Source organism: Cloacibacillus sp., from assembly GCA_036655895.1.
Lineage (GTDB): Bacteria > Synergistota > Synergistia > Synergistales > Synergistaceae > JAVVPF01.
The window spans coordinates 1-26,583 of record JAVVPF010000020.1; the positions used below are offsets into that span (position 1 = coordinate 1).

The 26,583-nt window shown below is 55.8% G+C and carries 23 protein-coding genes and 1 tRNA gene; 14 read left to right on the forward strand and 10 right to left on the reverse strand.

Annotated features, from left to right (window positions below):
* Window positions 1-452: 452 nt before the first annotated feature.
* Window positions 453-1,238, forward strand: a complete 786-nt coding sequence (locus tag RRY12_07655; protein MEG2184535.1) for an enoyl-CoA hydratase/isomerase family protein — start codon at window positions 453-455, stop codon at window positions 1,236-1,238.
* Window positions 1,239-1,353: 115 nt separating this feature from the next.
* On the opposite strand, the gene RRY12_07660 is transcribed toward RRY12_07655, so the two are convergent.
* The 8 genes from RRY12_07660 to RRY12_07695 all read right to left on the reverse strand — a co-directional run bounded on the left by RRY12_07660 (window position 1,354) and on the right by RRY12_07695 (window position 7,955).
* Entirely contained in the window at window positions 1,354-2,436 is a 1,083-nt protein-coding gene (locus tag RRY12_07660) for a dihydrodipicolinate reductase (protein MEG2184536.1), read from the reverse strand.
* A gap of 654 nt (window positions 2,437-3,090) precedes the next feature.
* Window positions 3,091-3,167 (reverse strand) — tRNA-Arg (locus RRY12_07665).
* Between the two features lie 64 nt (window positions 3,168-3,231).
* Window positions 3,232-4,194, reverse strand: a complete 963-nt coding sequence (locus tag RRY12_07670; protein ID MEG2184537.1) for a hypothetical protein — start codon at window positions 4,192-4,194, stop codon at window positions 3,232-3,234.
* Window positions 4,195-4,261: 67 nt separating this feature from the next.
* Window positions 4,262-4,828: a hypothetical protein gene (locus RRY12_07675; GenBank protein MEG2184538.1), complete on the reverse strand. Its 567-nt coding sequence runs from the start codon at window positions 4,826-4,828 to the stop codon at window positions 4,262-4,264.
* Window positions 4,829-4,876: 48 nt separating this feature from the next.
* Complete coding sequence (locus tag RRY12_07680; protein ID MEG2184539.1) at window positions 4,877-5,845, reverse strand: hypothetical protein; 969 nt, start codon at window positions 5,843-5,845, stop codon at window positions 4,877-4,879.
* A gap of 46 nt (window positions 5,846-5,891) precedes the next feature.
* Window positions 5,892-6,455: a tetratricopeptide repeat protein gene (locus RRY12_07685; protein ID MEG2184540.1), complete on the reverse strand. Its 564-nt coding sequence runs from the start codon at window positions 6,453-6,455 to the stop codon at window positions 5,892-5,894.
* 24 nt (window positions 6,456-6,479) lie between these two features.
* The gene (locus RRY12_07690; GenBank protein ID MEG2184541.1) at window positions 6,480-6,953 is read right to left on the reverse strand and encodes a histidine phosphatase family protein; all 474 of its coding nucleotides are present in this window, start codon (window positions 6,951-6,953) and stop codon (window positions 6,480-6,482) included.
* 297 nt (window positions 6,954-7,250) lie between these two features.
* On the reverse strand, window positions 7,251-7,955 hold the full coding sequence (locus RRY12_07695) for a FadR/GntR family transcriptional regulator (protein ID MEG2184542.1): 705 nt from the start codon (window positions 7,953-7,955) through the stop codon (window positions 7,251-7,253).
* Window positions 7,956-8,230: 275 nt separating this feature from the next.
* On the opposite strand from RRY12_07695, the gene RRY12_07700 reads away from it, so the two are divergent.
* Window positions 8,231-9,211 carry an ornithine cyclodeaminase family protein gene (locus tag RRY12_07700; protein ID MEG2184543.1) on the forward strand — a complete coding sequence of 327 codons (981 nt, stop codon included), beginning with the start codon at window positions 8,231-8,233 and terminating at the stop codon, window positions 9,209-9,211.
* Between the two features lie 43 nt (window positions 9,212-9,254).
* Window positions 9,255-10,829: an L-serine ammonia-lyase, iron-sulfur-dependent, subunit alpha gene (locus RRY12_07705; protein MEG2184544.1), complete on the forward strand. Its 1,575-nt coding sequence runs from the start codon at window positions 9,255-9,257 to the stop codon at window positions 10,827-10,829.
* A 137-nt stretch (window positions 10,830-10,966) separates the two neighbouring features.
* On the opposite strand, the gene RRY12_07710 is transcribed toward RRY12_07705, so the two are convergent.
* Window positions 10,967-13,222, reverse strand: coding sequence for an excinuclease ABC subunit UvrA (locus RRY12_07710; GenBank protein MEG2184545.1), 2,256 nt, complete (start codon window positions 13,220-13,222; stop codon window positions 10,967-10,969).
* Between the two features lie 493 nt (window positions 13,223-13,715).
* Here RRY12_07710 and RRY12_07715 point away from each other — a divergent pair, with 493 nt between their 5' ends.
* Window positions 13,716-15,065 (forward strand): MATE family efflux transporter, encoded by a 1,350-nt coding sequence (locus RRY12_07715; GenBank protein MEG2184546.1) that lies wholly within the window; start codon window positions 13,716-13,718, stop codon window positions 15,063-15,065.
* A 12-nt stretch (window positions 15,066-15,077) separates the two neighbouring features.
* Here the strand turns inward: RRY12_07715 and xth are convergent, their stop codons facing one another.
* On the reverse strand, window positions 15,078-15,890 hold the full coding sequence (gene xth, locus RRY12_07720; GenBank protein ID MEG2184547.1) for an exodeoxyribonuclease III: 813 nt from the start codon (window positions 15,888-15,890) through the stop codon (window positions 15,078-15,080).
* 65 nt (window positions 15,891-15,955) lie between these two features.
* Between xth and RRY12_07725 the strand changes: the two genes are divergently transcribed.
* From RRY12_07725 to ggt (RRY12_07770), 10 genes are all read left to right on the forward strand, one after another.
* Window positions 15,956-16,531, forward strand: coding sequence for a flavodoxin family protein (locus tag RRY12_07725; protein MEG2184548.1), 576 nt, complete (start codon window positions 15,956-15,958; stop codon window positions 16,529-16,531).
* A gap of 83 nt (window positions 16,532-16,614) precedes the next feature.
* Window positions 16,615-17,610, forward strand: coding sequence for an NADH:flavin oxidoreductase (locus RRY12_07730; protein ID MEG2184549.1), 996 nt, complete (start codon window positions 16,615-16,617; stop codon window positions 17,608-17,610).
* Between the two features lie 23 nt (window positions 17,611-17,633).
* The gene (locus RRY12_07735) at window positions 17,634-18,980 is read left to right on the forward strand and encodes a HAMP domain-containing sensor histidine kinase (GenBank protein MEG2184550.1); all 1,347 of its coding nucleotides are present in this window, start codon (window positions 17,634-17,636) and stop codon (window positions 18,978-18,980) included.
* Window positions 18,977-19,609: a response regulator gene (locus RRY12_07740; GenBank protein ID MEG2184551.1), complete on the forward strand. Its 633-nt coding sequence runs from the start codon at window positions 18,977-18,979 to the stop codon at window positions 19,607-19,609. The genes RRY12_07735 and RRY12_07740 overlap by 4 nt, the downstream gene beginning before the upstream one ends.
* Before the next feature lie 112 nt (window positions 19,610-19,721).
* Window positions 19,722-20,273, forward strand: coding sequence for a DUF6305 family protein (locus RRY12_07745; GenBank protein MEG2184552.1), 552 nt, complete (start codon window positions 19,722-19,724; stop codon window positions 20,271-20,273).
* A gap of 5 nt (window positions 20,274-20,278) precedes the next feature.
* On the forward strand, window positions 20,279-21,565 hold the full coding sequence (locus RRY12_07750) for a TRAP transporter large permease subunit (protein ID MEG2184553.1): 1,287 nt from the start codon (window positions 20,279-20,281) through the stop codon (window positions 21,563-21,565).
* Between the two features lie 15 nt (window positions 21,566-21,580).
* Window positions 21,581-21,724: a hypothetical protein gene (locus tag RRY12_07755; protein MEG2184554.1), complete on the forward strand. Its 144-nt coding sequence runs from the start codon at window positions 21,581-21,583 to the stop codon at window positions 21,722-21,724.
* A 9-nt stretch (window positions 21,725-21,733) separates the two neighbouring features.
* A complete protein-coding gene (locus RRY12_07760; protein MEG2184555.1) occupies window positions 21,734-22,876 on the forward strand; it encodes a succinylglutamate desuccinylase/aspartoacylase family protein in 1,143 nt (380 codons plus the stop codon).
* A gap of 72 nt (window positions 22,877-22,948) precedes the next feature.
* On the forward strand, window positions 22,949-24,706 hold the full coding sequence (gene ggt, locus RRY12_07765) for a gamma-glutamyltransferase (protein MEG2184556.1): 1,758 nt from the start codon (window positions 22,949-22,951) through the stop codon (window positions 24,704-24,706).
* Window positions 24,707-24,849: 143 nt separating this feature from the next.
* Window positions 24,850-26,559: a gamma-glutamyltransferase gene (gene ggt, locus RRY12_07770; GenBank protein ID MEG2184557.1), complete on the forward strand. Its 1,710-nt coding sequence runs from the start codon at window positions 24,850-24,852 to the stop codon at window positions 26,557-26,559.
* The last annotated feature ends 24 nt before the right edge of the window (window positions 26,560-26,583 follow it).

Below are 26,583 nucleotides of genomic sequence, written 5' to 3' on the forward strand. Positions count from 1 at the left end.
CCACCTATGGCGTAGTCTTCTTCATTTTGAACTTTTCTTCCTTGATATATTCCAAATCCGATGAAACAGGCAAAATATAAAACAAACACAGCCAAGTATTGCAAATTATTACTAAAGCTCATATCCATCCTTAATGCCTCCCGTTCAAATTCTTTGATTCTCGGAAGCTTTCATCTGCTGCAGCCAAAAGAAAGAACGTTCCAAGGAATGTTCTCACTATAAAAGAAAGGAGCACAAAAACCTATATCTATCCTTCTTTAAAATTTTGTACCTAATGGACAAATTATGAATGCAATAAAGTTGGTAATAATTTACAGTAAAATATGACGAGAGGCGTCGTGATTAAGAATATTAAATTATTATGATGAAATTTAATCGCCATGGTCTCTAAAAGTCCCAGTATAATATAAAGGCACATAGAAGCAGTTCAGAATGACGAAGGAGGGCTTTTTATGATGGAAGCGCCTGTTTTGTTTGAGAAAAAAGAGGCTGCGGCGTGGGTTACTCTAAACCGCGCGGAGCGGATGAACACATTGACGCCGGAGCTGATCGCCACGCTTTTGGAGACGCTTGCGCGCTGTGAGGCCGATGATGAGGTGCGCGTCGTGGTGCTATGCGGAAAGGGCCGCGCTTTTTGCGCCGGCGGCGACCTTCCCACAATCCGTGGCTTTGAGCGTGTGGAGGAGGCCGAGGCCTATGTGCGCGGCGCGGGAAAGATAACGTCCGCCATTTTGTCCTCCAAAAAGCCCTATATAGCGATGGTGGGCGGCGCCGCGGCGGGAGCCGGCTTCAATATCGCGCTTGCCTGCGATTTTATCTGTGCCGCGCGCGGCGCTAAATTCACTCAGGCCTTTGCTGCGATAGGGCTCATCTCCGACTGCGGCGGTAGCCTGCTTCTGCCGAAGCTTGTCGGGCTTGCGGCGGCAAAGCGCCTTATGATGCTGCCTGATGTTTTGTCCGCCGAGGAGGCGGCGTCGCTCGGTATAGTGACAGAGGTGGCGGACGATGCGCGGCTTGCCGAATGTGTGGGAAAGCTGGTGAGTCGTTTTGGGGCGCAGTCTCCGCTTGCCTCTGCCGCCAGCAAGCGTATGCTGAACATGCGGCTTTGCGCGGAGCTGGACGGAGCTCTCCTTTTGGAGGAGGACGCCCAGTCGCAGCTTATCGTAGGCGCCGACTGTAAAGAGGGTATAGATGCGTTTTTTGCAAAGCGGGCGCCGGTATTTCACGGCAAAAGCTGACGACGGCCACGCGGCGAAGAATGCGCATAACAGGTATAACGACAGTAAGGGGCCGCGGCAAGCGGCCCCTTACTGTCGTTATTTTTTATTTTTGCCGGATCGCCGTCTTAGTCCCTTAGACGCTTTTTATATATTCGTTCATCGGTTTTGACATATAGGCGTTGTCGGGGAATTTGTCTGTCGTCACATAGCCCGGAGCTGCGTCTATAAGCTGAGGGATGCGGTTGACTATCGTGGCGCATGTAAGTTCAACGGTGGCTGGGCGGTTCACTACGGCAGTCGTCTCCGGCTCGCCGAACAGCGTCCAGACGTTGGCGTCGTATTCATCAGGCGCGTAGACTTTGCCGATGCACTCCGTCTCAATGACGACGCCCTCTTTCGTCTCTGTGGTGACGATGGCGCGCATTCCCGTCGCGTCGCCGGATTTTACCGTCATGCCGAGCGTGGACGATTTCAGATCGCCGTCGTGCGTCGTAGCGACGCACCTTTGAGTCTGCGACGTAGGCGTGAGGCCCAGCTTCGCGCAGAGCCAGCCGTTCTGGTTCCACATGTATGACGGGATGTAGGCGCCGCTTTCCACCAGTTTCTTTATTTCGTCGGAGGAGAGTTTGTTGTAGGCGCCGATTTTTTCGTCAAATTCCTCTGGCGAAAGCCCCGCTCCGTGCCCTTCGGCAAGAGCTATGCCGTAGTCTTCAACGTTGTAGCTGCTTGCGCCGTATATTTTCGTTATAGCGGCGGACGATCCCGCGAGGTTTGAAACGAGCGTGCCCCAGAACAGGTCGGGGTAGCCGCTGCCGCATAGCGTGCACTGGTTTGCCTTGGCCAGCTCGTCAAGTTCCTGTGTGACGGCGGGTGAGGAGTTCCACGGAAAGAGCGCCTCTTCACATGTGGTTATCGCGTTGACGCCGTTCTTCGCGCATATCGAGAAGGGTTCTTTCAGCTCGTTCATAGTGCTTCTGGTGGCGATGACGCAGACGTCGGGGCGCGTTTCTTTCAGCACGCGGTCGGCGTCTTTCGCGTCGGAGATGATGACGCCTGTAGGCGCGCCGCCAGTTATCTCGCAGACGTCATGTCCGATGACCGCCGGGTTCATGTCAAAGGCGGCGACAAGCTGCCCGCCCTTTTCCTGTGCGTACCTCATCAGATATTTGCTCATCTTTCCGCATCCGTACTGAGCGATTCTTACCTTTCTGTCCATTGCGATACCTCCGTCATGGTAGATTTGCGTAAATTGCGTAAGATAATGTTAGCCTATTTTCCATAAAAGATAAAGGCGAAAAAATGCGGAGTTTGCGGATAAAAAAAAGCGAAGGCCCGTGGTGAGGGGCCTTCGCGCTGCATTGTCTGGCATTTAGTTGTTGTTGTTAAAGTAGACCGCTTTTGACATATATAGGGAAAAAATCAGGCAAATTCCCGCCACCGCGGACATTCCCACTGTAAGCACAAATCTTCCGACGTCCATAGAGAACCCCTCCTCATACTGGATTATGATTCCACTAATGCCGCCCGTCCGAAAGTTTGTCAGGAAAGGAAGTGTGCGCGCTCAAGCCCCTCTCATCCACAGTGGTTTTATTTTGCTCTATGAGCATAACCTATATTGGAAGATTAGTAAAAGGTATTTTTTTAAATAATGGCGGCAATATCGGAGGCGTCGAATATTTTTCCTCTAAATGCAGCGCGACGCAGCACAAACGAAAACAGAAATTATGAAAAAGAAAAACAGGGGCGGTCGTCAAAGGATATTTTGATTTTTCTGCACCCTATATGCGCCCCCAGAGAAAGGCAGTTGTGATAATAAAAAACAGCAAGGCCCGCGAATTGCTGCGAAGCCTTGCTGTTGCTTGTTTTTTTATGGCGGGCCCGACCGGAATTGAACCGATGGCCTACTGCTTAGGAGGCAGTCGCTCTATCCAGCTGAGCTACGGGTCCGCTTGCACGCAGATTAGTCTAGCACGAAGTGCCGCCCTTTCGCAATATCTTTTTGAGCATTTTGCTAAAGTTTGATGTTGGCGGTCTTCTGCTTTCCGTTGTCGGAGAAGGTCACGGCGACTATCGCGTTTGCGGCGGCGCGGTTTTGCAGATAGGCGTTGAGCTGCGCTACATTCACCTGGGCTGTGCTGTTGCCGTCAACTTTATAGAGGACGGCGTCGTTTTTCACTCCGGCGTAGGCCGCGGCTGTGGCTGGAACGAGCGACTGCACTATGAGAAAGCCTTCGGGGCTGCGCGCGTCGTCTGTCAGTGTGAAGCCTAAGAGCTTCGAGGTCTCTTTGGGTAGCACTGGTGCGGGCGGCGTGTATTGGGCTGTGCTCGTCTGCGTGATGTTGTACTGCGGCGATAGGACGCTCACTGTGACGTTGTTCGTCGTTCTGTCAACGGTGTAGACGAGCGTCAAGTCCTGCTGAAAACCGGCCACTTTCAGTACGCTGACGGGCGTGCGGGCGTCGAGGAATGTCGCCTGTCCCTGCGAGTGCCAGTAGTTGTTGAGGTCGGCCAGCGCCTGGTCGGGCCCCGCCTGCGAGATTATCTGCATGACGTGCGCGCTCTGTTGGGAGGCTATGTTTGTGGCGGCGGAGCTTACCTGCGACATTTTCAGCGCGTAGGCCTGTTCTCTGGCCTGAGCGTCGGCCTGCGCCTGCATCTGCGCCTGATTGTTGAGCATTGCGCTTACGAGGATGCCAAGGCCAAGGCCGCCGGCGAACCAGCCGTCGTCATAGCCGTACCATCTGTCGTAGTGGCGGCCGCCGTAGTAGTAATGCCGCGGCGGGGGCGTCCAGCGCGGAGCGGGCCTCGGACCGTGGTACATTCTTGGAGGAGGCGGTGGAGGCCCCCATCCCGGCACGTGGCCCGGATTTGGCCCGTGTCCAGGGCCGTGTCCGTAACCGGGGGGAGGCGGGGCGGCCGCGGCGGCTGTGGCCAGCGTCAGCGCCAAAATAAGCGCCAGTAGTTTTATCTTCAAATTTATCTGTCTCCTCTCTCGATCATCTTGATTTCAAGTATCTCGTAAGAGAAGTATACACTATTTTTTAGCGGGCGGCCTGCGTCAAATCATGGGAGAACGGGTCGTATCCGAAGGGCAGCGCGTAGGTTCCTGTGCTTTCAGCGGATTGTTGAAGCGACGGGTTTGAGATGACAACTGTGACGCCGTCTGTCGCCTCGTTTATCGTATATCGTATGGCAAGCTGCGGCTGCTGCGGAAAGCCGGTTACACTCAGTATGGAGATGGGGCGTCCCTCGGTGAGCAGGGCGCTCTGCCCTGCTCCGCGCCAATAATTTACAAGCGTCTGCATCGCATGAGCCGGCCCCTGGCGCGAGATGAGCCGCGCAATATTGCTCTGCTGGTTGTCGGCCTCCGTCTGCATTGCGTTCTGAGACTGGCGCATCATGGCGCTGTTTCCCTGCGCGCTTGAACTGTTTGCGATGGCGCGAAGCAGCAGGCCTATGCCGGCGCCTATCGCGGCCGATTTCCAACCGTCGCCTCCGTCATCGCGGTTGTGATGGTAATAGTAGTCGTAGACGGGCGCGGCGCAGGCGGCTGATGCGGGCGCAAAAAGCAGACATAGCGCCGCCGCCGTGGAAATTATTTTTTTCATTGTATATCACTCCGTTCATGTTTAGTGGCTTTGAGTGATATTTTGTGCTTAATCCTCTTTATAGGAGGCGGTAAGTTTGTGGAAAATTTCCAGATTTTTTGCGGTATTTTGCCTTGCGATGCCTACTAGCATGATTACGCTTGAATTTTTAAATAGCGCCGCCTGATAGACGAGGGACTGCGGCGCGCCGTTTGTGTAGGCGACTGTGACTACCGCGGGAAGTCCGGCTATCGTCTCCGCGGACTGGGATATTATTTCCAGTTTCGCGTCGCGCTCGACTTCGGTGATGTTTTTCTTCGCAAATTCAGCGCGCATTTCAGCCGTGGCGCAGCTTCGCTGAAGGCTGGAGATGACAAAGAGCGCCTGATCCGCCTCTTTTGTCGGTATGGAGCCGTCTTTTGTGTAGATTAGCGCGCCCTGACGGAAGCCGGCTATTTTAAACGGCGTGCGCGCTGTGGAGACGCTTCCAAGAAGAGGAGGCGAGAGCGTTTCCGCCTCGCTGCCCGTCCACCACGCGCTTTTTATCATGGCAAGCACCGTTTCGCCCGTCTTTTGGTCGGCGGCGTCGTATAGCCCGCTTATCATCCAGCAGAGGTTTTCACCGCGGTCTACGACGAGCACCCATTTTCCTATGGTGAGCTTGCCGCTTGTCTGGAATATCTTCAGAAGCTCCGCCCTGTCGCCGTTCCAGATAAACGAGGAGCGCGATTTGACGGACATTTTCTGTTTGTTGAGGCAGCCGGCGGATATTTCCGCAAGCAGTTTGTCGAAGGGCATACTGATGGCCGCGGCTTCAAGCGAAACTTTTTTTGCGGCGTCGGCCACGCCGCCCTCCGTCTTTGCGAAGGCGTATCCAGCCTTTGGCGCGACGGATACCGGGATGGCGAAGTAGTCTTTGTGGAGCTGCCCTTTTGCGGTGTTTATGGTTTTTGGCGCGGCGGCGTAGGCCGCGGCCGACAATATCAAGGTCACAAGGAGCGCAAGCGCCGCCGATGCCGCAGTGTGTTTTATCTTCATTCGCATCTCCCTTTGTCGTAGCTCAGACAGTTATGTGCGCGCCGCGTCAGTTGCCCCCGGAGCCGCCTTCTTTTTCTTCTTCCGGCATGATGTTGCCGAGCACGTCGGGCACGCCGGGCAGTATCTTCTTGAAGAGTTCATTGAAGAAGCCCTTCACAGCGCCGGTCTGCATTGATTCTTTAAGCTCCTGCGCGTATCCGCGCGCCTCTTCGGTGTCGAGCGCCAGAAGCGCCTTTATCTCGCTTTTTGCGGCCTCGTTGTTTTTGTCCGCGATATAGAGTTTGCCAAGGCGGTAGCGCGCTTCGGCGTTTTTCGGCTCTATTGAGACTACCTTTTCAAAGTTGTCGCGCGCCTCAGCTTTGTCTCCAAGGTGGAGCCGCGCCGTGCCGAGCGCGAAAAGTATCGCAGCGTCTGGGCGAAGCGACCAGCGGTTTGCCTTTTCCAGACAAACGGCCGCCCTCGTGTAGTCTCCGCGTTCAAGCAGCGCTATGCCGTCTTGCGCGTTTTTGTTTTTCACGGCTCCCATTGCGAAATATCCCGTTCCCGCAAGCAGCGCCACGACTATTATTATAACCAGCAGCGTTATTATGCCGCCGCGTTTTTTGCTCATTTCGATCCCCTCTTCGCGGTCGATTTAATGTGTTGTATCAAGCGCGGGCGTCCAGTTGTACTTTAGCAGGCGCAGCCGGCCGCAGCGCTCTTCGAGCATGTGGATGCCGCAGTAATCCTGCGTGAAAAAGAACATGTCGTTCAAATCAAGCCGCAGATAGTGCGCCATGAGGCTCCAGATGGCAGCGCCGTGCGCGACTATCATGAGGTTCTCGCCGGGAAATGCGGCGCGCAGCTCTTCAAAGGCCGGAACGGTGCGCTGCTGCAGCTGGATGAAGTTTTCTCCGCCGGGCGGTGCCACGCTTGCGAATTTCGCGCCGCGCGCTTCGTATATCTCTTTGAACTCTGTGCGCACCTCGTCGTAGCCGCGTCCCTCCCATTCGCCTAAGTTTATCTCACGAAAGGCAGGCACCTCCGTCGCGGCAAAACCTGGCAGCGCAAGCGCGGCAGTCTCTTTGGCGCGCAACATGCCGCTTGTGTAGACGCGCGAAAAAGAAATCCCGCCGCCTCAGCAAGCGCCGAACCGAGCGCTGCCGCCGCGGTTTTGCCGTCCGCGGAGAGAGGGTAGTCCGTCTGTCCGTAGTAGACGCGGCCGCCAAAGGGCAGCTCCGGTCGCGCGTGTCTCATTAAATATATTTGTCTGTTTTCACTCAATTTTATGTGCTCCTTTAAGCCTGTCACGCTGCGTTCAATGTGCCTATTTTATCATTCTTTGCGCTTTTGGGCCGCAGCATTTAGAACGGAGAAAGGCGAACGGTTCAGCGTAACGTGAAGGAGCGGTTTTAAGGTGTGGGCGTCAGTTCCTGCGGCCCTGATTGTTATATTCGGTGTCCAGCGTGTGGCGGAAGACGAGAAGAGAATTTTTGACGGCTTCGTCAAGCCCTTCCGTGTTGCCGGTGCAGAAGATCTCCAGCAGTTTTTCGTGATTTTCCAGCACGACGGCGTCGGCTATCGTGTTGCTTTTTTCAACGTAGGGGCGGCAGAGGTCCATTATCAGCTCGCCCATTTTTATGATGAACTGATTGTGCGTCGCGCAAAGCATTGCCGCGTGAAATTCCTGGTCGCAGGCGTCCGCTTCGTCCTGACCGTTTTCCTGACGTTCCTTATATTTCAAAAAGGCCGCGCGAGCCGCCTCTTTTTCCTGCGGCTGTGCCTTTTGTGCGGCAAGGCGCATATAGGCGGTGTCGAACATCAGGCGGAACTCGTACAGCTCCTCCGCAGTCGAACGCTGGAGCATCATGTCAAGCAGCACGGGGCGCATTATCTCGGAGCCGAGCGACTCTCTTAAATAAGTTCCCTTTCCCTGCGCGGACTCGACGGCGCCAAGCACCTGAAGCATCTTGATAGCCTCGCGGATGCTGGATTTTCCGACGCCGTACATTTCCGACATCTCGCGTTCCGACGGAAGAAGCTGTCCCGGCTTGAACTCGCCGTCCCTCACCGATTTCTGTATGCTGTCAAGAACAAGCTGCGAAAGCGTCCGTTCTCTTTTTAATTCCATACGATTCACCTCAAAAATTATTTCTCTGCATCATTATAATAGCAACTGCGCTGTGCGTGACGCCACCAATAATAAAAATATAGCCGCTTCAAAAGGGCTTGACAAAATCCGCCGTCAATTTACAATACAACTTATCAGATAACTGATGTCTGTTAAGTATAAGGGACAAAAGATATTTTGAAAAGAGAAATTACAGAACGAACACGCGGTTTGCGTGAAATATATTCGCCGCAGCCACGACAGAAAAAACGAAAATAATATGATGGAGGAATTTTATGCTTTATTTAACTTCGGACGACATCAAAAAAGTATGCACAATGCGCGACGCCATCGAAAGCGACAGAGAGGCCTTCCTGATACAGAACGAAGGCGGAGCGGAGCTTCCCACAAGGACGAACTTTCATGTGACGGCAAATTCCATCACATCGTTTATGCCCGCCTTCCTTAAAGGGCCGCGTCAGGCCGGCATCAAGATAGTTTCGACATACCCGGACAATATGAAGCTCAACAAGCCTTCCATATCGGCCACCGTCATTCTTACCTCTCCCGAAAGCGGCGAGGTCTGCGCAATAATGGACGGGACGGAGCTTACGAGGATGCGCACGGGCGGCGTATCGGGCCTTGCCTCTGAACTGCTCTCAAACCCCGACGCAAAGATTGCCGCGCTTTTTGGCACGGGCGGCCAGTCTCTTTCGCAGATGGAGGCGGTGCTTTCCGTAAGGAAAATAGAAGAATACCGCATCTACGACCAGAGCGCGGAGCGCATGAGCGACTTTATCGAAAGAGCGTCCGCGCTTGCGGAACGCTACGGCGTAAAATTGATTGCGGCGAAATCCTCCGAGGCGGCGGCCTCCGGCGCGGACATAATAACAACTGTGACGACAAGCGCGGTTCCCGTTTTTGATGGAAACTGCGTCAAAGACGGCGTACACATAAACGCGGTCGGAGTCTTTTTGCCTGAAAAGCGCGAACTTGACGAGGTGGTGCTGCACCGCGCAAGCCGGATATTTGTGGACAACAAAGAGGCCGTACTCGCCGAGGCTGGCGACTTCCTCATCCCGCACAAGGCTGGTAGGTTCTCGCTGAGCTCTATAGACGGCGAGCTCGGCGCGCTTGCAAACGGCGACCTCAAAGGCCGCGCCTCGGCGTCTGAGATAACGATCATGAAAACGGTCGGCTTTGCGACGCTCGACATAGTATTCGCCTCAAAGATATACGAGAAGGCGGCGGCTGCGGGCATCGGACTGGAACTGTAGCACCGGAAAATATAGCCTGACAGGCTGGGAGTGAGAGTGGATAATGCAAAAAGTTCCTGCAAGTATTTTTAACGACGTGATAGGCCCCGTGATGCGCGGGCCGTCGAGTTCGCATGTGGCCGGAGCCGCGAGGATCGGCGCTATCGTAAAGGACGCGCTTGGCGAAAAGCCTGTAAAGATTTCCGTGGACTTTGACGTCAACGGCTCGCTTGCCGCGTCGCACGACGGGCACGGCACTGACATGGGCTTCATCTGCGGCATTTTGGGCAAGCCCATCACCGACGCGGACGTGCATCACTACGCGCGCCTCGCGGAAGAGGCTGGCGTCGAGGTGCTGTTCAACGTTCTTGATTACGGCGCGGAGCACCCGAACAATTACCGCATGGAGCTGACCGGCGCCTCGGGCAGGCGGCAGCTTTGGGAGGGCGTCTCTGTCGGCGGCGGGATGATAGAGATGCAGAGATACAACGGCTTTTCTCTTGCCATTGCGGGCGACTACTATGAGGTGCTGGCCGAGGCCGGCGCGTCGGCGCGCGCAATGATGGACGAGGCGATAGCCGCGCTTGCTGTCAGCCCCGACCAGATAGACATCAGCGAAAAAGACGACAAAATTCTATACGACCTGAAATACGCGGCGGCTCCCGACCGCAGCTGCCTGCGCGAAAAGCTTGGTGCGGCTGGAGCGGAAGAGCCGCTCTTTATAGCGCCCGTGCTTCCGGTTTTGTCATACGGCGGTTGTTCCGTGCCCTTCACAAAAGCGGCGCAGATGCTGAAGCAGAACGACGCGGCGCTGCGCATGTGGGAGCTTGCCGCCTCCTATGAGGCTGCGCGCGGAAACATCAGCACAGAGACGGTGCTTGCGAAGATGGAAGAGATAGTCGGGATAATGGAGGGCGCGCTGAACAACGGGCTGAAAGGCACTTCGTTTGAGGACAGGATACTCGGCCCGCAGGCCTTTTTGATAGACAAGGCAAAAGACAGCGGCAGCCTCATTCCCTGCGACCTGCTCAACTGCGCGATAAAATCGGTCACTGCGATCATGGAGACGAAGAGCTCAATGGGCGTCATCGTAGCGGCGCCTACGGCGGGTTCTTGCGGCTGTCTGCCCGGAACGCTGCTCGGCGTGGGGCTTGCTCTTGGCAAGACGAGAGAAGAGATCACGAAAGCTATGCTTGCGGCCGGCCTTATCGGCATATTCATAGCAAACAGCGCCACCTTCGCGGCGGAGGTCGGCGGCTGCCAGGTGGAATGCGGAGCTGGCTCCGGCATGGCGGCGGCCGGCCTTGTCGAACTGATGGGCGGAAACGCCGCCCAGTGTGTCGACGCGGCCTCGATGGCGCTGCAAAACATAACCGGTCTTGCCTGCGACCCCGTCGCAAACCGCGTTGAAGTGCCGTGCCTTGGCAAAAACGTCATGGGCGCCTCAAACGCTATAGCCTCCGCGAATATGGCACTTGCCGGATACGACAAGGTGATCCCTCTGGACGAGACGATAGCCGCGATGTACCAGATAGGCCTCCAACTCCCGCTCGACCTCAGATGCACCTTCGGCGGCCTCGGAAAGACGCCGACCGCGCGCCGCATCTATAAAGAGTTCAAGGCAAAAGAAACTCACTAAGCTCTGCATATAAGAGATAGAACAGCCGCCGCCAGCAGCACAGGCGCGGCCCATAAAAAAACCGCCTTCCACTGCACCGGAAGGCGGTTTTGTAAATTGTCGAATAAAGATGGCGGGACGCTGTTTTCGCCGTGGCGCTACAGAGGCAGGCTCTCGCGTAAATATTGTGCGGTGACAGAGGCTTCGCATTCAAGCATACCCCGCGGTGTTCCTGCGTAGAGTATACAGCCGCCAGCGCCTCCTCCTCCGGGGCCAAGCTCCAGAATCCAGTCGGCCTCCTTCATCACATCGACGCTGTGCTCGACGAGAAAGAGCGTGTTGCCGGCGTCGGTCATTTCGTTGAAGAGCCTCATCAGAGTTTTTATGTCGTCCAGATGCAGGCCGTCCGTCGGTTCGTCGAGGACGAAGATAGTGCCGCGTCGGTTTAAGTTTGACGCCAGCTTAACGCGCTGCAGCTCGCCGCCGGAAAGCGTCGTCATAGACTGGTTCAAATGCAGATACCCGAGGCCCACGCGCCGCAGCGAAGAGAGTTTTTCGCAAAGCGGCAGTCCCTTGAAAAATTCCCACGCGTCATCCACCGTCATGTCCATCACCTGAGCGATGTTTTTGCCGTTGTATGAGAAGGCAAGCGCCTCCTGTGAATAACGCTTGCCGCGGCAGAGATCGCAGACGGTCTCTATGGCGTCCATAAAGGCCATGCCGGAGACTATCATCCCGGAACCGCCGCAGGCGGGGCAGGCTCCCTTGGAGTTGAAGCTGAACCACGACGCCGACGTTTTGTTTGCCGAGGCAAAGAGCGCGCGAATGTCGTCCGCAATGTCAAGATAGGTGGCCGGAGTTGAACGCAGGTTGATGCCGATGTTCCGCTGGCCTATGAAAATCACTTCCTCCCGGCACTGTCTCTGGAACGATTCCATAAGAGAACTTTTGCCGGAGCCTGCGACGCCAGCTATAACCGTCATGACGCCCATCGGCAGCTGCGTGCTTACATTCTTTAAGTTGTGCCGCGAGGTCGGGCCGACCTGAGTCCAGCCCGCAGGCGTTCGCAGCTCGTCTTTGAACGGACTTTTTTTCTTCAGCATCCGCCCCGTTACGCTCTCTGAGGCAAGCAGCCCGTCGTAATTGCCCTCGTAGACTATCATGCCACCCGCGCTCCCCGCGCCCGGCCCCATGTCTACTACGTGGTCCGCCAGCTTTATCACCTCGCGGTGGTGCTCCACGATGAGCACGGTGTTGCCGTGGTCGCGCAGCGAGCAGAGCGAATTTTTGAGCAGGCTGATGTCCTTCGGGTGAAGCCCGACGCTTGGCTCGTCCAGCACGTAGGCCATGTCCGTAAGCGCAGAATTTATATATTTAGCTATCTTGATGCGCTGCGCCTCGCCGCCGGAGAGCGTGCTCGTGCCTCGCGCAAGCGAGAGATAGCCGAGCCCTATCTGCACGAGGGCGCCCAGCCGCCGGGAAAGCTCGCGCTTTATGTCTGCTGCGAGCGGGTCGGTTATCGAATTTACAAATGAAAGCGCCTCCGGTATAGGCATCGCAGTAACGTCCGCAATATTTTTGCCGTTGATGAGGCAGTTGCGCACCTTTTCGTTGACGCGCGAGCCGCCGCACTCCGGGCAGGGGAAGCTATCCACCATCTTGTCCAGAACGTGCGAGAAGCGCTTGCCCTCCTTAGTCGTGATGATGCTGCGGTACATGCGCGGAAAGATGCCCTCGAACTTCGCCGTCTTCGGCCAGTTTGAGGGAGGGTTTTTCAGCTTTATCTGCGGAGAGTGCAGAAAAAGTTCAAGCTCCTCCGGCGAGTAGTCACGTATCTTTTTATCAAGGTCGAAGAGTCCACTGTAGGCGTAGCGCTTCCAGCGCCACAGCCCGTAGCCGAAGGTGGGAAAATGTATGGTGTCTTCGTCGTTCAGGCTCTTGTTGAAATCCACCAGCTTGTGGATGTCGAGGTCGTTTACGACGCCTATTCCGTCGCAGCGCGGGCATTTTCCCGCCGGATGGTTGAACGAGAAAGAGTCGGAATAGCCGATGAAGGGACGCCCTACGCGTGAGAAGAGCAGGCGCAGAATGGAATAGATGTCCGTATAGGTGCCGACGGTGGAGCGAGTGTTGAGCGCCGGTTTCTTCTGGTCGATGACGATGGTCACCGGCAGGTTGAAGATGCCCTCGGCGTTGGGACGTCCGTATTTGGGCAGATACTGCTGCACAAAGCTGGGGAAGGTCTCGTTCAGCTCGCGCCGCGACTCCGCGGCGATGGTGTCCAGACAGAGCGACGATTTTCCAGAGCCAGAGACCCCGGTAAATACAGTTATGCACTTTTTAGGAATGGAAAGCGAGACGTTGCGAAGGTTGTTCTCAAAGGCGTTCTTTATCTCTATATTGTCATAAGGCATAGTTTTATCCCCACTTAAGAAATTAGGTCCAGCGCCGTTTATTATAGCATGACGCACAAGAGCCGGCCGGGGCGTCTGCGACCAGAAGAGAACAAAAGGGCGTGGAACAACGGTTCGCCGCGCCGCAATGAATGGGCGGCATGAGAACGTTACGCAGCATCATACGTGTCAACGCGGCAGAGAGTAGTAGCGGAAGATAAGTACTGCGTTTGTTGACAGCGGCTTCCATTAACGTATAATATTAATCAGAGTTAAAAAAGTTGGAGGACCCTGCCGTAAGTGGGAGCTTAAAAAGTTGGAGGACCCTGCCGCAAGTGGGAGCTTAAAAAGTTGGAGGACCCTGCCGCAAGTGGGAGCTTAAAAAGTTGAGAGGGGGCTTTTGCGCCCCTTCTCTTTTAGTAAGCGCGGAAGAATTTAAAATTTCCGTGCGCGTCGTCTCCTTCTTTGATTTTTTGCAAAAGCAGAGGGCGCTGTGCGAGTTGGGGGCGTGGAAATGGCGGCTAAAGAGATAAACATGACCGAAGGAAGGCCGCTTGCGCGCATTGCGGCCTTTGCCGCGCCGATAATCGCGGCGGGCGTCGTCCAGCAGTTCTATCAGCTTGGGGATACGCTCATCGCAGGGCGTTTTCTTGGCAGCGGCGCACTTGCCGCAGTCTCCAATTCTTCTATGTGCGTCTTCTTTATAATGGTGCTTTTTGCTGGCATCGGAAACGGAGCCTCTATCGTGCTTTCGCAGCTCTTTGGTGCTGGCTGCGATGAACAGGTTCGTTCCGCGGTCGACACCTCGTTCGTTTTTTTCTGCCTCGGCGGCCTCGTCTGTACGGCGAGCGGACTTGCTGCAAGCGCTCCGCTGCTTCGGCTTCTTGCTACGCCCGCTGAGATATACGGCGACACGCTCGTTTATCTTCGCATCCTTTGCGCGGGGATGGCGCCGATTTTTGGTTATTCAGTCATAATGGGGCTTCTGAACGCGGTTGGCGATTCCAGAACGCCGCTTGAAATGCTCATTTGCTCCACTATCTTAAACCTGGGGCTCGACCTGCTTTTTGTGACGCGGTTTGACGCTGGCGTGGCGGGCCTTGCGGTGGCAACCGTCATTTCGCAGAGCGCGGCGCTTGCCGGCTGCGTGATATATATGAACAGACGAAAGAGCGTCATTCGGCTTCGTCTGCACGGGCTTTCCTTCAGCTTTCGGATGCTGCGGCGCATCGTGGGCATGGGGCTGCCGACGGGGCTTCAGGACGCGCTTATGATAATTTCCGTCATGGTGCTGCAAAACAGGATAAACGGATTCGGCGTGGCGGTAATTGCCGGCCGGAGCATCGTCGGGCGCATAGAGGGCTTTCTGCTGCTGCCGATACACGGCTTCGGGGCTGCCGTTATGACCTTTATCGCGCAAAATTACGGCGCGGGAAAGAAGGACCGCGTCATGTCCGGGCTTAGGCTGGGGCTCGTTATGATGACGGTGCTTTCCGTCGGGCTTGCGGCCGCCTTGCTGCTTTCATCGGGCGCGCTGCTTGCGCTCTTTACGACAAACGAGGCGACGGTTGCCGCCGCCCGCAGATGTATAAATATAACGGTCCCATGCTACATCTTTTACGCGCTGGCCGTCGTCTGGCAGAGCTTTTTTCGCGGCTGCGGCGATACGCTCTTTCCTCTGGTTGTCTCGCTGCTGACACAATTTGCCTTCCGCATCGCCACTATCGACCTTTTTCTTTTCTATATCCCGGACCCTACGGGCGTCTGGTACGCCTACGCCGCAAGCTGGCTGCTGATGCTCGCGTTTGACGTTGTTTATTATAAGACGGGGCTGTGGCGTCGGTTTGGCGGCGTGAAGCTCTAACGGCGCCTACAGCTAAAGGCGCTCCGGGATTTCAAATTCTCCTATGACCGCTGTGTGGTCCGACGGTTTTTCCATCATGCGAAGCGACCTTTTTATCCAAACGCCGCGGCAGCGCGAAGCAAGGGGCGCCGTTGCGTTCATTCTGTCTATCAGCCAGCCGATGTTGCGCTTTGCGGCGTTTGGTACGCGGTAGTCCCAGAAGCTGTAGCTGCCTGGTTCTTTGTGAAAGCGCCGGAAAAGATCTGTGAAGCCCCAATTCATTACATCGCCGTAGGCGGCGCGCACTTCGGTGTTGGTCATCACGTCGTCAAGGAGGCCGTACTCAGGCGCAACGTCTATATCAAGCGGCGCGACGTTCATATCGCCCACCCACAGTACAAGTTCGTCCGGCCTGTAGCACCGGGAAACGAGCCGCGCAAGCCTTTCAAAAAACCGCAGCTTCGCTTCGTAGGCGGGGCTTTCCACGCTCTGGCCCTGCGGCACGTAGCTGTTGATGATGTTTATGCCGCCTATTTTTACGCGCATGAGGCGCGCCTCTTCTTCGGCACGCGCCGTCTCTAGCCCGTCCTCAAAGCCAAATCTAACCTCCTCCGGCGCGCCGATTTTTGACAGCACCGCCACGCCGTTGTACTGCCTCATGCCGCCTGCGGCGCATTTATAACCCAGCGCTTCAAAGGCCGCCGCGGGAAAGTCCGCGGTCGTGCATTTTGTCTCCTGCAATGCAAGTATCTCCGGCGCGCCGCTTGCTGCAAGCCACGCCTCCAGAATTGGCAGGCGGCTCTTGACAGAGTTGATGTTAAATGTTCCAATATTCACTAAGGGCATGAGAGTGCCTCCTAAACGTTAAAGAATGTGCGTTAAACATAACTCCTAGGGGGGAATTTTTCAATATGAAAATACTTGCAATACAGGGAAGCCCGCGTCTGCGCGGAAATACGGCCATCCTTCTCTCTCAGTTCGCAACGGGGGCGGCAGCCGCCGGAGCGGAGGTAGAGGTGGTCCATCTCCAGGAGGAGAATATCCATCCCTGTGACGCCTGCGATATGTGCGAATGCGGCGAAAAGCAGTTCTGCGTCTATAATGATTCGATGCGTTCCGTCATGAACAAGATAAAAGAGGCCGACGCGCTTGTGCTAGCCACCCCGGTTTGGTGGACGGGCGCCTCTTCGCTTACAAAAATATTCCTCGACCGGCTCTACGGCTACAAGACGCGCGAATATTTTGAAGGCAAGGGCATCTATCTGATCACCACGTACTTTGACAACCACCACCATGACCTGCCGCTTCCGGGCGCGGATATCGTAGGTTACGTCATCCAGTCCGTAGCGGACTTTACCGGCATGGAGTTTATCGGGCATCTGCGCTCCGCGGTCGCTGGAACCGTGCTTGAGGATACCAAGATCATGGACCGCTCGTATAAAGAGGGAAAGAATTACGCGAAGGTGCTGCTCGGCGCAGCCCGCTAGCGTAAAATAAAAATAAAACGGGGCGGCGGGGATCGGGAAAAATTTTCCGGTTCCCGCCGCTGAACATAGGGAGGCCGTGCTGCATGCACCTTTTAAAAGAACCGATAAAAATCAAAAACGTGACGCTCAAAAACAGGCTCGTCATGCCGCCGATGGCTACGGCAAACGCGGAGGCTGGCGCCGTTACGCGTGAGCTGGAAGATTATTACGATGAGAAGTCAAAGGGCGGCCACATCGGCCTCATAATCCTCGAGCACAGCTATATCAGCCGCGAGGGAATGGCGGGGCCGCGTCAGATATCCATTTCACGGGAAAGCGACGTGGCGGGGCTTACGCGCATAGCGGAGGTCATCCATAAAAACGGTACAAAGGCGATAGCGCAGATAAACCACGCAGGAAGCGCGGCGGACCCATCCGTCACAGGACTTCCCGCGGTGGGGCCAAGCGCCGTAGCGAATATGAGCCAGGCTGGGATACCGGGCGTAGTTCCGCGGGAAATGACGGCGGCCGAGATAGAGGACGTCGTTGAAAAGTTCGCAGCGGCTGCTGCGAGAACGAAAGAGGCCGGCTTTGACGGCGTTGAGATACATTCCGCGCATTTTTATCTTTTGAACCAGTTCTATTCACCTCTTTCAAACAGGCGCGCGGACGCCTACGGAGGCTCCGTCAAGGGGAGGATAAAGATACATCTTGAAGTTATCCGCGCAGTTCGCAAGGCCGTCGGGGACGACTATCTGATAGCTCTGCGGCTTGGCGCCTGCGATTACGCACCGGGCGGCAGCACGATAGAAGACGCCGTATACGCGGCCCGCTCCTTTGACGCGGCGGGGGTAGACCTGCTTGACATATCGGGCGGCCTCTGCCGCTACACGCGGCCGCAAGACACCGCGCCGGGATATTTCGGCGACGCAAGCGAAGCTGTAAAGAATGCGGTGCGGACGCCGGTCATATTGACGGGCGGCGTCACGGATGCGGCCTCCTGCGAAAAACTGCTTGAAGAAAAAAAGGCGGACCTGATAGGAGTAGGCAGGGCCATCTTGAAGGATTCCGGCTGGGCGGCGCGCCAGTTGGATAATTAGCGCGCGAAAATGTGTGATTTGACATGCTGAGGCAGGGTTGGAAGAAGTGCGCGGCCGGGGCTGCCATGATCGCGCTCTGGACGGGCAGCCTCACCATCCAGGCCACCTTTACGCCGGTTTATTCAAACCTCGCCTCTGCGGTGGCTCTTGACGAAGGCGCCTATCTGCTGCTTGCCGCGATGTGGCTGGTTGTCAACAACGCCGTGCGCGCTATATTTTTGTACAGCGGATGGTTTCTCTTCTCAGACGGCATTGCGGAGGCGACCGGCTCAAAGCGTGTCGCGTGGCTTTTGCCTCTCGCCGCCATCCCCATAAGCTACCTCTGCATACCGTTTCTGCACTTTCCGTCCGTCCCGCACTTTGGCGTGCCCGCCATCATAACGCTGACAAGCGTCTGGATACTTCAGTACATCTCTCGCGACGTAAGCCGCGCCGGATATAAATTCTCGGTGCAGGCTGTGTTGGTCTTTTCAATACAATGGCTGGACCTCATCCCGGTGCTTACGCCCTACGGCTTCGGCTGGGGAGAGCTGAGCGCCGCGATAAAGGAAACGGCGCAGCTAATGGAAAAGGACCATCTTCTGAACGGCGTATGCAGCCTCATCTTCGTCCTGAATACGGCGGCGGCGCTGCTGCTTGCGCGGCTCTTCGTCAGCTACGAGAAGCAGATAAAACAGCTGCGTCTCTTGCGCCAGCGCGAACGTGAGCTTACCGCGATGCGCACCCAGCAGACGCGTATGCGCCTCTACCAGGAGATGCATTATCTTGTGCACGACTTAAAACGGCCGCTTACCACGGTGCTCGGCCTTGCGGATCTGCTTTCGCTGTCGCGCGACGAAAACACGGCGAGCCACGCGCGCGCGATAGTGTCCGCGGCGGACAAGATGGATAAAATGATAGGCGAGATAAAGAACCCCGACTCGATGCGCGAGACGACGGTAGCGGAGCTTGTCAACTACACGATGGCGCAGGTGCGGGTGCTGCCCTGGGGCGCGCTCGTTTCGGTGGAGATACCGCCGCCGCTTTCTCAAATGAAGCTCACGCTGAACGTCATCCGCATCTCGCGCGTTCTCGTCAACATTCTGGACAACGCACGCCGCGCGGCAAGCTCCGCAAATGAGCCCTTCGTATCGCTTGGCGCAAAAGCCTCCGGCTCTACGCTCTCGTTTATAATAGAGGACAACGGGCCGGGCTTTGTCTGGCCGGAAAAAGGCGCCGTCTCAAGCTGGGGTTCCACCGGCCTTGGGCTTGCCTTCGCGAAAAAAGCCGTGGAAGGTGCAAACGGGAGCATAAAGCACGAAAAAAGAGAGGGCGGGGGCGTGCGCTGTTCCGTAACGCTGCCGCTTGCTGAGAAAGAGGCTCAACAATGACGATAACGCTTGGAATAGTCGACGACGACGAAAATATCCTGTACACGGTGAAGGCGATGGCGGAAACGCTGGGGCATTCGATAGTGACGACGGAGCATCCGCGCGAGGCGCTTGAATGGACGCGCAAGCGCGAGGTGGACATCCTGCTTGTAGATTACCACATGCCTAAGATGAGCGGCATAGACGTCGTGCGCGAAGCGCGCCAGCTCTCGCAGGAGGTCGTCCTCATCGCGCTTACTGTGGAGGAAAGTCCAGAGGTCGCGGCAAACCTCCGGCTTGCTGGAGCGGATGATTTTATAACAAAACCGGTGCGCCTTGCGGATTTTTCCTCGCGTATATCGCTGCACGCTGAGCTGCTGAAATACCGTGCGGACGCCAACTGGCAGGAGCGCACGAAGGGCCTTTCCGAAGAGACGGCGCGCCGCGTGCTTCGCCTCTTTGACGAAAAAAGCGGCCTCTCCGCAGCCGAAGCCGCCGAACGCGCAGGCCTTTCATACCCCGCCGCCCACAGATACCTCGAACATCTTGTCAAGAAAAATCTTCTGACGCGCACGGCAGAATACGAGGACGGCAAAAGCGGACGCCCGAAGAATATTTATACAAGGCAGGACAATCAAACCATTCGTTAAATATTTCATTTAAAAGATAAAAAAGAGAATAAATCTGGACGCCATCCGCCATAATGCCTACACTTAAATTAATCTAAATATTCTATATATATTTAAGTGGGAGGCATTCTTTATGAAAAAGTTACAGATACTACTAGCCGCGCTGCTTGTCACAGCGCTCGCCGCGTTCTCCGCAGAGGCCGCGGAGGTTGCGCTCACCTCCGTCGGGCAAAGCTCCGACGCGATGATGATACGCGTCATCCTCAAATCGCTGAAGATAGCGCCAGATTATGACGCCGTGATGAAGCCCGAGGCTCTCACAAACCAGAAGGTGCTGATAGCCGTCGTGGGCGGCAGCTCCAAGGGCCTTGGCGCCGCCGGCATCAACAAAGAGGACGAAGTCAAGCGCGCCGACGCGCTGATCAAGGCCGCGAAAAGCAAAAAAATGAAAATAGTGATGATGCACATAGGCGGCGAGGGCCGTCGCGGCACGCTTTCAGATTTCTTCATCACCTCAGCCGTTCCGAACGGCGACGTACTCATCCTAGTTGACGGCGCAAACAAAGACGGCCTCTTCGACAAACTGACAAAGGCAAAAAAGATCCCCGTCAAGTCCGCGGCAAACGTAAACGGCGCAAAGGCCCCTCTTAAAGAGGTCTTGGACGGTTACGGAGTGACGAAGTAGAAGTCATGGAATGGTTCTGGCCGGAGGGTTTCTACACCCTCCTTATGATAGGCGTCTTCGCTTTCGGCGCCTTCGCGTGGAAGCTGCCGATCGCGGTCGCAATGGCGGCGGCCGCGATCGTGGGCGCGCTTGCCGCGGGAGAGGGCATACCGCTGCGCCATCTTGTTGAGGGCGAGTTCGGCTATGTGAACACCATCCTCGTCATAGCGACGGCGATGATGTTCATGAAGGTGGTGCTTGCCACCGGCCTGCTGGATTCGCTATCCGCCTGGATGATCCGCCGCTTCAGACGGTTCCCCGCGCTGCTTGCCTTCGGCATCATGTTCATAATCATGATACCGGGCATGATAACCGGTTCGTCCACGGCGGCGGTGCTCACTACGGGCGCGCTCGTTTCGCCGATACTGATGACGCTCGGCATGTCGAAAGTGCGCACGGCCGCCGCGGTCTCAATAGGCGCGCTGCTTGGCATGATAGCGCCGCCGGTCAGCATCCCCGCGATGATAATCTGCGCGGGCGTCGACATTCCCTATGTCGGCTTTGCCGTGCCGCTTATGATATGCACCTTCCCGCTCGCCGCGCTCTTTGCGCTTTTTATGATCTACCCCGCGATACGCAAATTTTCGGACGAAGCGGCGCTTGAGGCGCAGCTCAAAAAGATGCAGACACACCCTCTGAACCTGAGGCTCATACTTCCCGTCGTCGTGCTCGTCGTGCTATTTGCGGCAGACCAGTACCTCGCAGGCAGGCTCCCCGGCATGGGGATGCCGCTCATCTTCCTGCTCTCCGCGCTTTCAGGGCTGCTTTCGGGAGTTAAATTCAACATTTACGAGACGGCGACAGAGGCCGTGGACGACGCGCTTCCCGTCATGGGCATATTGATGGGCGTCGGCATGTTCATCCAGGTGATGACGCTCATAGGCGTGCAGGGATTCATAGTCGTATCCGCGCTGAGCCTGCCCTCGTGGCTGCTCTACGCAGGCATAGGCGTCTCAATGCCGCTCTTTGGCGCCGTATCCTCGTTCGGCTCCGCCTCCGTGCTAGGCGTTCCGTTCCTGCTTGCGCTCTTGCAATACAACTCCATAATCGTAGCCTCCGCGCTGAGCCTCATAGCGTCGCTTGGAGACCTAATGCCTCCGACGGCGCTTGCCGGCATCTTTGCGGCGCAGGTGGTCGGCGAGGAGAACTATTTTAAAGTGCTAAAAGTCTGCCTCATTCCGGGAATAGTCATTGCTCTCTGGGGCATAGTCGTAATACTGATGAGCGGCCCCATCGCCGCGTTGATTTTCTAAAGGGGAGGAACTGACATGACATTGATATATCGTTTGATACTGCTGTTGGTCCTCATTCTTGTGCTGCGCTGCATGTTCCGTGAGCGTTCTTTCTGGAAACAGGTCACGGCGGCGATGGTCGTAATACCGCTCGTGCTGCGCCTGCTGATGCTTAAGTAGGAGGAGCGGATGATGGAATATAAAGTAAAAGGTACAAAAACAACCGCGCTCGTGCTCTGCGCCCTCTGCGCCGCCGTCTGTTGGTACAGCGCCGCGCAGTTCCTGCAAATGCGCAAACCTGATCTTCTAATACCGGCCGCGGGCTTTGTGGAACATAAGCTCTCCGAATGGGAGCCGGCGCTCAAAGGCACCAATATGGACACGCCCGTCTTCATCCAGCAGGGAGAAGAACCGGGAGGCACAGTCTACGTCGAAGGTGGGATACACGCCAACGAGCCGGCCGGCTTCATGGCCGCGGTGCTGCTTCTTGAACGCGCGCAGGTCAAAAAAGGAAAGCTTATAATCGTCCCATTTGTCAGCAACTCGGCGCGCACGCATAATTCCCCGCAGGACGCGGCTCCGCAGTCGTTCAAGATAGAACAGCCCGGAGGAAAATTCCGCACCTTCAAATTCGGCTCACGCGCCACCAACCCGGTTGATCAGTGGCCCGACCCAGATATCTACATACACAACCCATCCGGCCAGAAACTTGACGGCTCGTCGCGCAGCAACATGAACCGCGCCTATCCCGGGGACGGAAACGACGGCGTCACGCAGCTTGCGGCGCTTGCCGTGACGAACCTTTTGAAAAAGGAAAAGGTGAAGCTTGCCTTCGACCTTCACGAGGCATCGCCGGAATATCCAGTAGTCAACGCAATGGTGGCGCATGAAAATTCTATGGAGCTTGCCGCGATGGTCTGCATGGAGCTTGAAAACAACGGCATCCCGATGCGCCTTGAACCGTCGCCCGTCAACCTGCGCGGTCTGAGCCACCGCGAATGGGGCGACAGCGTGCCCGGACTTATGCCGCTTCTTATGGAGTCCGGCAACCCGTCCCAGGGCCGTCTGCGCGGCCGCACCGATGAGGCGCTTGTGCTCACGGGCCGCGACAAAGCCTACGTCAAAGCCGCTAAAATGGGCCTTTTGTTCATTCCATACGAAGGCGACCAGCCGATAGCGCTGCGCACCGCGCGACACGTAACAGGCGTCCGCACCGCGATGGAAATGTTAAAAGACGTATCGCCCGAAGACGCCGTAATCGTAGAAAATATCCCGTCCTACACAGAGATAAAAGACGGCGGAATAGGCAAGTGGCTCAACACGGAAAAGTAAACGGTTTGCAGTAAAGCCAAAATATGCGTTTTTATGTATCACAAATATAAAGGAAGTATGGGAGGAGTTTTTATGTTGAACAAAATCAAGAAACAGCTTTTTATGTTCCTGATTGCGCTGATATTCGCGCTGTCCGCGTGGAGCGGCGCAAACGCGGCTGCTGTGCCCACGGTGCCGAACAAGGCGCACGACGTATACGCCAAGAACGGAATGGTGTCGGCGGCGCACGAACTGGCTTCAAAGGCGGGCCTTGAGATAATGAAAAAAGGCGGAAACGCCATCGACGCGGCCGTTGCAACGGCGCTCGCCCTCAATGTGGTAGAACCGTACAACATAGGCATGGGCGGCGGCGGCTTTGCGACAGTTCGTTTTGCCAAGACCGGAGAGGTCGTATTCATCGACTTCCGCGAAGTGGCGCCCGCTTCGGCGCGCAAAGATATGTACGCCTCAGAGCAGGCTAAAAAAGAGAGCTGGTCGGCGCGCGGCGGCAGAGCTGCCGGCGTGCCTGGATTCCTCGCTGGATGGTTCTTCATCCTTGAAAAATACGGAACGATGTCCTTCGGAGAGGTCGCGGCACCCGCGATAAAGCTCGCGGAAGAGGGCTACGTATGGACAGAGGGACAGACGGGCACTCTACAGGGTTCCTACTATGAAGATATCTACAACTTCAACAACGAAGGCAAAAACGTACCTTACTTTGTTGACGGACTGCCCCGCGAAGCTGGCACCGTCATCAAGCACCCCGGACTGGCCAAAGCTTTCCGCCTCCTCGCGAAAGACGGCAAAAAAGCTTTCTACGACGGACCTATCGGCGAAGCCCTTGTAAAGGCAGTCAACGATTCCGGCGGAAATATGACCATGAAAGACCTCGCAAACTACAAAGTCCTAGTCAGAAAACCTGTAGAGGGAACATACCGCGGCTATAAGATATACTCCTCCGCTCCTCCGTCGAGCGGCGGCGCGCACGTCATCCAGCTGCTCAACTTCATGGAGAATTATGACATCAGCAAAAAGAAAGCGGGTTCCCCAGAACTTATGGATATGTGGGGCAAGGCGGAGAGAATGGTCTTTGCCGACAGAGACAAGTATATGGCGGACACGGACTTCGTAAGCGTTCCCCTCGAAGGCATCACCTCAAAAGAATATGCGAAAACGATGGTCAAGCAGTACGACCCCAACTCAAACCTCCCTGCACAGGGAAAGCCCGGAGATCCGTGGGCCTTTGACAAGACAAATAAAAAAGTCTCCCATATAGGCGACACTGGCCCCGAGCATTTCTCAACGACGCACTTCTCGACAGTAGACAAAGACGGCAACATCGTAGCCGCCACAAACACCATCAACTATTGGTTCGGCTGCAAAGTCATGCTCCCCGACTATCAGATTTTTGTAAACAACCAGATGGACGACTTCTCATCGAACCCCAAAAGCGTAAACGCGCCGGAACCCGGCAAACGTCCGCTCTCTTCCATGAGCCCGACAGTCATGCTGGACCCTCAGGGCCGTTCGTTCATGACCCTAGGTGCCTCCGGCTCCAGAATGATACTGACCGTAGTCGCACAGGTCATCTCCAATGTCATAGACCACAAAATGACAATGTCCGAAGCAATCGAAGCCCCCAGAATCTGGAACGACATGGACGGCGAAACGATACTTGAAGCGACGGCTGGAAAATCCGTAATCGACGCTCTTACGAAGAAGGGATACAAACTCAATCTCGGAGAGACCTACCACGGAGTCTGCCAGGGAATCATCTTCGACCATCAAAAAGGCATGATGGACGCGGCGGCTGACCAGCGCACCGGAACAGGAATGCCGGCGGGGTTCTAACGTCACAGAAAAAATTTTCAGGCAATAACACTGCAAAGGCACAGCCGTTTTCACGGCTGCGCCTTTTGTGGTAACGTTGCATAGAATAACAGCGGCGCATTTGCGGATGATTTGCAGTAACTATAAAACGAGGAGGTAACAAAATGGAAAAAGCAGCACGGTTATTTTTAGCGCTTATTTTTATCGCGGCCACGGCCGTAGCTTCAATGGCGGCGACGGCGAACGAAGTCTACGCCAAACACGGAATGGTATCCGCGGCAAACGAGCTCGCGTCGAAGGCCGGCGTTGAAATAATGCAGAAAGGCGGCAACGCCATCGACGCCGCGGTCGCAACGGCGCTTGCGCTCAACGTAGTTGAGTTCAACGCCTCCGGCATCGGCGGCGGCGGTTTTATGACCATCCGCGATGCTAAGACAGGTAAGACTATTTGTCTTGACTATCGTGAGACGGCGCCTCAGTCCGCCACAAAAGAGATGTACGCGAGCGACGCGTCAAAAAAAGCCAAGGAATCTATCTACGGCGGCAAATCAGTGGGCGTCCCAGGATGGCTCAAGGGCATGACCTACGCGCTCGACAAATACGGCACGATGAAATTCAAAGATGTCGCAGCTCCCGCAATCAGGCTCGCGGAAGAGGGGTTTGTCGTGGCTCCGATGCAGAACGAAATAATCGCCGATAACTATGAGACGCTTGCCAAATTCAGCGGAACGAACCTACCTTATTTCGAGGACGACCTTCCTATAGCGGCGGGCAAAGTATTAAAACAGCCAGCGCTCGGAAAACTTTTTAGGCTCATCGGCGAAAAAGGCCCCGACGTTTTCTATAAGGGCGAAGTAGCCGACGCCGTAGTACGCGCCGTCGAACGCACGGGAGGCAAACTGACGAAAGAAGACCTTGCGGGATATAAGATGTTTGAGCGCACGCCGATAACCGGCAGCTACAGAGGCTATCAGATATACTCCATGCCCCCCTCTTCAAGCGGCGGAACGCATATCGTGCAGCTTCTCAACATCATGGAAAATTTCGACGTCAAAGCCATGAAGCCCGGTTCTGCAAAATTCGCGCACGTATGGGCCGAAGCAACGAAACTGGCCTTCGCGGACCGCGGTAAATATATGGCAGACACAGCCTTTGTAAAAGTTCCGCTAAACGGACTCCAGTCAAAGGCGTACGCAAAGACTCAGGCCGCGAAGATCGACATGAAAAAGGTGAACGCAAACGCCGAAGCAGGCGACCCATGGAAATACGACAAGGGCACCGCAAGCGCCTATATCGCGGGGCTTGGCTCAGAACGCCAGTCGACGAGCAGCTTCTCCGTAGTCGACCAAAACGGCAACATCGTCACATCGACAAACACAATCAACTACTTCTGCGGCTCGTCGGTATATGTGCCGGAATACGGTTTTCTCCTCAACGACGAAATGGACGACTTCTCACAGGATCCAAAGAGCGTAAACGCGCCGGAACCTGGCAAACGTCCGCTCTCCTCAATGAGCCCGACGATAGTGCTCGACCCGAGCGGCAGAGCCTTCATGAGCATTGGCGCGGCGGGCGCTACGCGCATCATCACTGCCGTCTCCCAGATAATCATGAATGTTATAGATTTCGGCATGGAGATGGACGAAGCGATAGAGCAGACCCGTTTCCACAACCAGAGCGGAACGCTCCTTCGCGTAGACCAGGGCCGCACGCAGGATACGACCATGGCGCTGCTTGGCATGGAAGGCTATAAAATAGAAGAGGTCGGCCCCGGTACGCTTGGGACAGCGCAGGGCATCCTTTTCGATCATGCAAAAGGCCGTATGAACGGCGGCGCGGACAGCCGCAGGCTCGGAGTGCCGGTAGGCTTCTAAGTTCGGAGATCAGAGTCCAAACGA

Excerpts from the sequence above, each read along its gene's own strand:
- RRY12_07710 (MEG2184545.1), bottom strand. The coding sequence starts at position 13,222 with ATGCCTTATGACAATATAGAGATAAAGAACGCCTTTGAGAACAACCTT.
- RRY12_07680 (MEG2184539.1), bottom strand. The coding sequence starts at position 5,845 with ATGAAGATAAAACACACTGCGGCATCGGCGGCGCTTGCGCTCCTTGTG.
- RRY12_07675 (MEG2184538.1), bottom strand. The coding sequence starts at position 4,828 with ATGAAAAAAATAATTTCCACGGCGGCGGCGCTATGTCTGCTTTTTGCG.
- RRY12_07655 (MEG2184535.1), top strand. The coding sequence starts at position 453 with ATGATGGAAGCGCCTGTTTTGTTTGAGAAAAAAGAGGCTGCGGCGTGG.
- RRY12_07685 (MEG2184540.1), bottom strand. The coding sequence starts at position 6,455 with ATGAGCAAAAAACGCGGCGGCATAATAACGCTGCTGGTTATAATAATA.
- ggt (MEG2184556.1), top strand. The coding sequence starts at position 22,949 with ATGTTGAACAAAATCAAGAAACAGCTTTTTATGTTCCTGATTGCGCTG.
- RRY12_07760 (MEG2184555.1), top strand. The coding sequence starts at position 21,734 with ATGATGGAATATAAAGTAAAAGGTACAAAAACAACCGCGCTCGTGCTC.
- RRY12_07740 (MEG2184551.1), top strand. The coding sequence starts at position 18,977 with ATGACGATAACGCTTGGAATAGTCGACGACGACGAAAATATCCTGTAC.
- RRY12_07735 (MEG2184550.1), top strand. The coding sequence starts at position 17,634 with ATGCTGAGGCAGGGTTGGAAGAAGTGCGCGGCCGGGGCTGCCATGATC.
- RRY12_07745 (MEG2184552.1), top strand. The coding sequence starts at position 19,722 with ATGAAAAAGTTACAGATACTACTAGCCGCGCTGCTTGTCACAGCGCTC.
- RRY12_07750 (MEG2184553.1), top strand. The coding sequence starts at position 20,279 with ATGGAATGGTTCTGGCCGGAGGGTTTCTACACCCTCCTTATGATAGGC.
- RRY12_07705 (MEG2184544.1), top strand. The coding sequence starts at position 9,255 with ATGCAAAAAGTTCCTGCAAGTATTTTTAACGACGTGATAGGCCCCGTG.
- RRY12_07695 (MEG2184542.1), bottom strand. The coding sequence starts at position 7,955 with ATGGAATTAAAAAGAGAACGGACGCTTTCGCAGCTTGTTCTTGACAGC.
- RRY12_07660 (MEG2184536.1), bottom strand. The coding sequence starts at position 2,436 with ATGGACAGAAAGGTAAGAATCGCTCAGTACGGATGCGGAAAGATGAGC.
- RRY12_07700 (MEG2184543.1), top strand. The coding sequence starts at position 8,231 with ATGCTTTATTTAACTTCGGACGACATCAAAAAAGTATGCACAATGCGC.
- xth (MEG2184547.1), bottom strand. The coding sequence starts at position 15,890 with ATGCCCTTAGTGAATATTGGAACATTTAACATCAACTCTGTCAAGAGC.
- RRY12_07730 (MEG2184549.1), top strand. The coding sequence starts at position 16,615 with ATGCACCTTTTAAAAGAACCGATAAAAATCAAAAACGTGACGCTCAAA.
- RRY12_07715 (MEG2184546.1), top strand. The coding sequence starts at position 13,716 with ATGGCGGCTAAAGAGATAAACATGACCGAAGGAAGGCCGCTTGCGCGC.
- ggt (MEG2184557.1), top strand. The coding sequence starts at position 24,850 with ATGGAAAAAGCAGCACGGTTATTTTTAGCGCTTATTTTTATCGCGGCC.
- RRY12_07725 (MEG2184548.1), top strand. The coding sequence starts at position 15,956 with ATGAAAATACTTGCAATACAGGGAAGCCCGCGTCTGCGCGGAAATACG.
- RRY12_07755 (MEG2184554.1), top strand. The coding sequence starts at position 21,581 with ATGACATTGATATATCGTTTGATACTGCTGTTGGTCCTCATTCTTGTG.